General features: G+C 60.1%; 9 protein-coding genes, 1 tRNA gene and 1 pseudogene. 6 read left to right on the forward strand and 5 right to left on the reverse strand.

Features of this window, described 5'->3' with window-relative positions:
- The 4 genes and pseudogenes from WBV42_RS04890 to WBV42_RS04905 all read left to right on the forward strand — a co-directional run.
- A pseudogene (locus tag WBV42_RS04890) lies at positions 1-87 on the forward strand (LSM domain-containing protein); the annotation flags it as partial.
- On the forward strand, positions 84-260 hold the full coding sequence (locus WBV42_RS04895; protein ID WP_423985033.1) for a 50S ribosomal protein L37e: 177 nt from the start codon (positions 84-86) through the stop codon (positions 258-260). The pseudogene WBV42_RS04890 and the gene WBV42_RS04895, both read left to right, overlap by 4 nt.
- Before the next feature lie 161 nt (positions 261-421).
- Positions 422-1885: an amidophosphoribosyltransferase gene (purF, locus tag WBV42_RS04900; protein WP_423985034.1), complete on the forward strand. Its 1464-nt coding sequence runs from the start codon at positions 422-424 to the stop codon at positions 1883-1885.
- A 59-nt stretch (positions 1886-1944) separates the two neighbouring features.
- Positions 1945-2496 carry a hypothetical protein gene (locus WBV42_RS04905; protein WP_423985035.1) on the forward strand — a complete coding sequence of 184 codons (552 nt, stop codon included), beginning with the start codon at positions 1945-1947 and terminating at the stop codon, positions 2494-2496.
- Positions 2497-2506: 10 nt separating this feature from the next.
- Here the strand turns inward: WBV42_RS04905 and WBV42_RS04910 are convergent, their stop codons facing one another.
- Together WBV42_RS04910 and WBV42_RS04915 are read right to left on the reverse strand one after the other, a co-directional pair.
- Positions 2507-2680, reverse strand: coding sequence for a hypothetical protein (locus WBV42_RS04910; protein ID WP_190303840.1), 174 nt, complete (start codon positions 2678-2680; stop codon positions 2507-2509).
- A 101-nt stretch (positions 2681-2781) separates the two neighbouring features.
- Entirely contained in the window at positions 2782-3342 is a 561-nt protein-coding gene (locus tag WBV42_RS04915) for a DUF420 domain-containing protein (RefSeq protein WP_423985036.1), read from the reverse strand.
- Positions 3343-3652: 310 nt separating this feature from the next.
- Between WBV42_RS04915 and WBV42_RS04920 the strand changes: the two genes are divergently transcribed.
- A tRNA-Leu gene (locus WBV42_RS04920) sits at positions 3653-3737 on the forward strand.
- Positions 3738-3949: 212 nt separating this feature from the next.
- Here the strand turns inward: WBV42_RS04920 and WBV42_RS04925 are convergent.
- Genes WBV42_RS04925 through fni form a run of 3 tightly spaced genes read right to left on the reverse strand, consistent with a single transcriptional unit; the run spans position 3950 to position 5678 of the window.
- Positions 3950-4351: an acyl-CoA thioesterase gene (locus WBV42_RS04925; RefSeq protein ID WP_066148010.1), complete on the reverse strand. Its 402-nt coding sequence runs from the start codon at positions 4349-4351 to the stop codon at positions 3950-3952.
- 51 nt (positions 4352-4402) lie between these two features.
- Positions 4403-4597, reverse strand: a complete 195-nt coding sequence (locus WBV42_RS04930; protein ID WP_423985037.1) for an SH3 domain-containing protein — start codon at positions 4595-4597, stop codon at positions 4403-4405.
- Positions 4598-4601: 4 nt separating this feature from the next.
- The gene (fni, locus tag WBV42_RS04935) at positions 4602-5678 is read right to left on the reverse strand and encodes a type 2 isopentenyl-diphosphate Delta-isomerase (protein WP_423985038.1); all 1077 of its coding nucleotides are present in this window, start codon (positions 5676-5678) and stop codon (positions 4602-4604) included.
- On the opposite strand from fni, the gene WBV42_RS04940 reads away from it, so the two are divergent.
- A partial coding sequence (locus WBV42_RS04940; protein WP_423985039.1) for a hypothetical protein occupies positions 5677-5888 on the forward strand: 212 nt, incomplete at its 3' end. The two genes, fni and WBV42_RS04940, sit on opposite strands and share 2 nt — an antisense overlap.

The following is a 5888-nucleotide window of genomic DNA, read 5'->3' on the forward strand; positions in this document are numbered from 1 at the left end:
GGCTACGACCAGCACATGAACCTCGTCATCGAAGACGAAGACACAACCATTATACGCGGCGATAACGTCGTTTCGATTACTCCATGACTGGTGCAGGAACTCCAAGCCAGGGCAAGAAGAACAAAACGACGCACGTGAAATGCCGCCGTTGCGGTGAGAAATCGTATCACGTGAGAAAAGGTGTTTGCTCGTCGTGCGGCTTCGGTAAATCGAGCAAACGACGCAACTACGAGTGGCAGAGTCGAGCCGGCGACAACTAATCGCCTGCTGTTGATTTTCTCCCTCTTAACCCTCACACCGACGAGCCGACGGCTTCGTCTCCCGAATCGGTATTCACGGATGTGCATATTTCTCGCCTGCAGGCTGGGAAATACGGCACGATAACGAGGGTTTTTACTACTGTCCCCCGCTACAGGTAGCCATGTCAAGTGGCCGGGATGGAGACCTCGGCGGACCGACCGAGAAATGTGGCGTCGTCGGCGCGTCACTCGCCGGTCGGGACGCTGCTCGCCCCCTCTACTACTCGCTGTACGCCCTCCAGCATCGCGGGCAGGAGTCGGCAGGCATCGTCACACACGACGGCTTCCAACAACACGACCACGTCTCGATGGGCCTCGTCGGGGACGCCTTCACCGAGGAGGACATCGACGATCTGAAGGGAAGCGCCGGAATCGGTCACGTTCGCTATCCGACCGCTGGAAGCGTGGACAAGAGCTGTGCACAACCCTTCACCGTCTCGTTCAAGAGCGGATCGCTCGCGCTCTCGCACAACGGCAACCTCGTCAACTCCGAAGAGATCCGCGACGAACTCGCGGGGAAGGGCCACGCCTTTACGTCCGACGGTGACACGGAAGTCATCGCCCACGACCTCGCGCGCAACCTCCTCGAAGAGGACCTCGTGCGGGCCGTCAAGCGAACGATGAACCGGATTCACGGCTCCTACTCGCTCGCCATCATGCACGACGAGACGGTGCTCGGCGTTCGCGACCCGGAAGGTAATCGACCACTCGTCATCGGCAAGGTCGATGACGGCTACGTCGTCGCCTCCGAATCGGCGGCCATCGACACCATCGACGGCGAACTCGTCCGCGACGTGCGCCCCGGCGAACTCGTGGTGCTACAGCCGAACGGTGAGGGCTACGACACCTACCAACTCGTCGAACCGGAAGGAACCGCCCACTGCTTTTTCGAACACGTCTACTTCGCCCGTCCGGACAGCATCATCGACGACAACCTCGTGTACGAGGTGCGCCGCGAATTGGGTCGAAAGCTCTGGGAGGAAAGCGGCATCGAGAGCGACGTGGTGATGCCCGTTCCCGACTCCGGGCGCGCGTTCGCCTCCGGATACGCCGAGGCCGCACAGGAGGACGGGTCGGGCGTCGAGTTCGCGGAAGGACTGATGAAGAATCGCTACGTGGGCCGGACGTTCATCATGCCGACGCAGGACGAACGCGAACGCGCGGTCCGTCTGAAACTCAACCCCATCAAATCGACCGTCGAGGGGCGCACCGTCACCATCATCGACGACAGCATCGTCCGCGGGACCACTTCGACCCAACTCATCCAACTGCTCAAGGACTGCGGGGCCGAGGAGGTCCACATGCGAATCGGCGCGCCGCCCATCGTCGCACCCTGCTACATGGGCATCAACATGGCCACCCGGGAGGAACTCATCGCCTCGGACAAGTCCGTCGAGGAGATACGGGAGACCATCGCCGCCGACAGCCTCGCCTACCTCTCGAAGGAAGCCATCGCCGACGCGCTTTCGGTCTCGCAGACCGACCTCTGTCTCGGCTGTGTCACCGGAAGCTATCCGTACGACATCGACGACGAAGAGACCGACCGCGACGTGAAGCGGCCCGTTATCGAGGGTGCGAGCGACTGACGCCGCTCTAACGATATAGTACGTACTTTTACCGTTCCCGCCGTGTAATTCGTGAATCTATGCCGTCTTCATCCGGCAGAAACGACCATCCGTGTCGTGCGACACGCCCCGCCCGTAGTCGCCGCCGCCGCGGTTGGTTCGGTCACGGGAAGACGAACACCGAGGAGAAGGGTAATTTCGGACGTTTTCTGGACGATATCGTCTACGCGTTCGCGGACGTTTCCGTTCCGCTCGTCCCGTTCCTCTGGTTCGTGATGGTCTCCATTCCCAACCGGTTTTTCGGAGTAAAAACGTCGGCGTTGGTCGCGTGGACGACGATGGTCGTCGAAGTGGCCCTGATTCGTGGCGGGTGGCTCTCTCCGCTGGGGACCGAAACACCGGGTTGGGTGTCGTTGACGCCCTCCCTGTTGCTCCTTCGCTTTCTCTACTTCAACACGGTCCTCGCCGTCGTGGCTTACGGGGGCGGTTCGGTGGCGAAGACGATGGGATTGCCACTGGTGTCCATCGTGGTTTCCGTGGTGTGTGCGGGCATCGGCGTCGGGGTGTTTCCACGATTAGCCGAGTGGTACTGTGACCGCTTTTTCGTTTCCGGAGTTCGTCCAAACGCGTGACACGACGACGCTATTCCTCGTGCAGCAACCGCTCGATCTCCGATTCGGTCAGGACATCGAACAGGGTCGCTCCGTTCTCGTACTCGCGCCACTGCCGTGGCGTGAGGGAGGGGCCACCGCGCGCTTCGAGTCGCTCCGCGAGCAGTTCGTCCAAATCGTCCGGGTCGTATCCCGGTATTGGCATGAACGAGACATACGGGTCGGGAATGGATATATCGTGTGGCTAGTTCAGTTTCGTGTGGCACGTTCGGCGCTAAAACCCACGAATTCGGCGGAATCTTCGAATCAGTACACCACGTACAACAATCCGTAAACGACGACGCCCAACGCGAAGGAGGTGAGCCACAACGACGCCGCGATTCGTCCCACGCGAGGGTGGTTGGTGTTCGGGAGTTCGCTCACGGGATGGGACAGCGCGAGCAACAGTACGTAGTAGAGCAGCGGGATACAGACCATGGCGAGAACCATGTGTATCGCCAGTATCGGCAGGTAGACGAACTGTTTGACGGCTTTCGGCCCGGGGAACTCGGTCGGTCCTTCGAGCGACACCCGGTACAGGTAGAGACCGAGGAAGGCGACGAACAGGACGAGGCCAGTCATCATTCCGGTCCGGTGGCGCAGGAGGTGACCCTGTTGAATCGCGTGCCACGCCGCGCTGATGATGGCGATGGCGGCCACGCTGATTGCGGCGTTGAGGTGAGGAATCGCGGCGAGGAACGAGTCCGGCGCACGCGGAATGGCGTGTTCGGGGACGACACCCAGTACCGCACCGAACACCAGCGCGAGCGAGACGATGCTCAGGAGCGCGGTCAACGTCGGGACGTTGTTTCGGACAGTCGTGTTCACACGCGCGGATTGTGTTCCGGGCGGTATACCAGTTACTTCACGATTTTGTACAATCGGTCACAGTCACAGGCGGGACAGCGTTCGCAGGGAAGGTTGAACGCGCGGGCGCACTCCGGGCAAACGTAGTCCACACGTGTATTTCTCAGCCGGGAGATGAAGCCAATCGACATCAATTCAGAATCGTTGGGACCAATAATTAGCGTATTGGACGTACTCTGTCACGTCTATGCGAACCCATGCCGTTGCTGAGTAAAATGAAAGGCCTTTTATTAGCCCACCATCTACCATTGAGTGCAGACAGACACAGCGGGCGTGGGTAGCCAAGCTAGGCCAACGGCGCAGCGTTGAGGGCGCTGTCCCGTAGGGGTCCGCCGGTTCAAATCCGGTCCCACGCATCGCATGCGCGGCTTTGCCGCGAACACATGAGGCGGTGTAACCGCCGAATACGATGCAGGTGATCTCCTTCGAGGACATCACCCACGCACAATTCCTACCGAAAACAACTTCTCACCAGCCTTGGCTGGTTAGTTTTCTCTCGAAGTATGTCCGGTAGCCCTGGCTGATTCGGTTTCTCGAAACGGAAACTCCCAAAACGTAGCGATAGCCGTCAGAGCCCTTCGTGCGTGGCGATCCTGTCGCGCCACTCGGATGGGATGGGTCGCGGTTCCTCCCCGTTCTCGTCGAACACGACCTGCACGATTTCGGCGGTGGCGGCCGGTTCGCCTCCCGCACGAATCTCCTGTTCCATCGTGACGCTGGTGGTGCCCATGTCCGTGACGCGCATGGCGACGGTCACGTCGTCCTCGGCCGTTATCGACCGGAGATAATCGATTTCGAGATGGGCGATGACGCCGGAGATGTCGGTGGGTGAGATGCCGAGAACGTCCTCGAAGTAATCGACTCGCGACTGTTCGAGGAACGTCACGTAGATGGCGTTGTTGACGTGTCCCATCGTGTCGAGGTCACGATAGCGTACTTCGATGTCCGTCGTGTAGCCGAACTCGTCCATACTCCTCGTAGCGCCAAGCGGGTAAACCGTCTGTCGATTCCGGCCGAACTATCACGTTTTTCGAAGGTTCCGCGATGGGATCCACCCCGCCGTGCCCGCCGAATCGACACACCAGAGCCAACCGTCCCACTCGGTATCCCGTTCACTCACTTCGATTTCGTCGCCCTTCGAAACCGTGATCGGGTCGGAGAACTCGGACTCGTGTGCCTCGATCACTCGATACGTTCCGCTCTCGTCGGGGTTCACGGCTCTATTGTCCACCGTCTCGACGTTGGTCGATGAACTCCTTGGTCCGGCCGAGGAGGACGTACTCCGTCTCCTGTAACTCCGCGACGGAATTCGATCCCGAGACGAACATCGCGGTCGTCAGTTCCGCGCGGAGGTCACCGATCAGGTCGATAACCGCTTCGGACCCACGGCCTGCCGGTTGGAGGAACGGTTTCGCCAGACCGCCCGCCTGTGCGCCTAACGCGATCGCTTTGGCGATATCGAGTCCGGACCTGACGCCGCCACTGGCGACGACACAGGAGTGTGCGTCCGCGGCTTCGACGGTGCTGACGGCGGTCGGAATCCCCCAACTCCGGAACAGGTTCCCGATCTTTGCGTGACGTTCCGCACCGACCGCACTCGCCCGATACGCCTCGACGCCGGACCACGTCGTTCCGCCCTTGCCCGCAACGTCGAGGACGTCGGCACCGGCGTCGGTAAGCCGCTGTGCGGTTGCGTTCGAAATCCCGCTCCCCGTTTCCTTGACGATGACGGGGACGCTCAACTCGGACGCGACCGTTTCGACCTGTTTGAGGCAATCCCTCGCATCGATATCGCCTTCCGGCTGTGCGGCTTCCTGCAGGAAGTTGAGATGAATCGCCATCGCGTCGGCGTCGATCATCTCCACCGCCCGTTCGACACCTTCGACGCCGTACTCCGCAAGCTGTGCCGCACCGATGTTGCCGTAGAGGAACGCATCGGGCGCGACGTCCCGAACGACGGTGAACGACTCCATGAGTGCCTCGTCCTCGGGTTTCTCCAACCCTGCACGTTGACTGCCGACACCCATCGCGATTCCGGTTTCCTGTGCGGCCTGCGCCAACGCTCGATTGATCTTCGTCGTGTTCGGATGGCCGCCGGTCATGCTCTCGATGACGATGGGGGCAGCGAGTTCGTGACCACAGAATTCGATCGACGTGTCGATGTCGTCACGATGAATCTCGGGGAGCGCCTCGTGGATCAACTGCACGTCGGAAAACCCGCTTCCGGGCGTCTCGACGTCCTCTTCGAGTATGATCTCGATGTGATCGTCCTTTCGGTCGGACGTTTCTGGTTCCATGGTGTACTCCTACGGAGAGACCCCCATCAAATACCTGATTCGGATTCTCGTGAGGGTGCTCCAAACTTACCACGGACCGTTTCGGCCCGAAGTCAGGATATTCGATAATCGTTCTCGCATCGGCATCTATATATCTGGTTTAATATTCTACACAAATATGTCCGAGAATTTTGATGAACAGTACCTCATTTGGACGATTATCGGCGTCGC

It is taken from the genome of Haladaptatus sp. (assembly GCF_049589095.1).
GTDB lineage: Archaea > Halobacteriota > Halobacteria > Halobacteriales > Haladaptataceae > Haladaptatus.

Bases quoted from the DNA above. Each gene is read 5' to 3' on its own strand.
- WBV42_RS04895 (WP_423985033.1), top strand. From the start codon at position 84: ATGACTGGTGCAGGAACTCCAAGCCAGGGCAAGAAGAACAAAACGACG.
- purF (WP_423985034.1), top strand. From the start codon at position 422: ATGTCAAGTGGCCGGGATGGAGACCTCGGCGGACCGACCGAGAAATGT.
- WBV42_RS04905 (WP_423985035.1), top strand. From the start codon at position 1,945: ATGCCGTCTTCATCCGGCAGAAACGACCATCCGTGTCGTGCGACACGC.
- WBV42_RS04910 (WP_190303840.1), bottom strand. From the start codon at position 2,680: ATGCCAATACCGGGATACGACCCGGACGATTTGGACGAACTGCTCGCG.
- WBV42_RS04925 (WP_066148010.1), bottom strand. From the start codon at position 4,351: ATGGACGAGTTCGGCTACACGACGGACATCGAAGTACGCTATCGTGAC.
- fni (WP_423985038.1), bottom strand. From the start codon at position 5,678: ATGGAACCAGAAACGTCCGACCGAAAGGACGATCACATCGAGATCATA.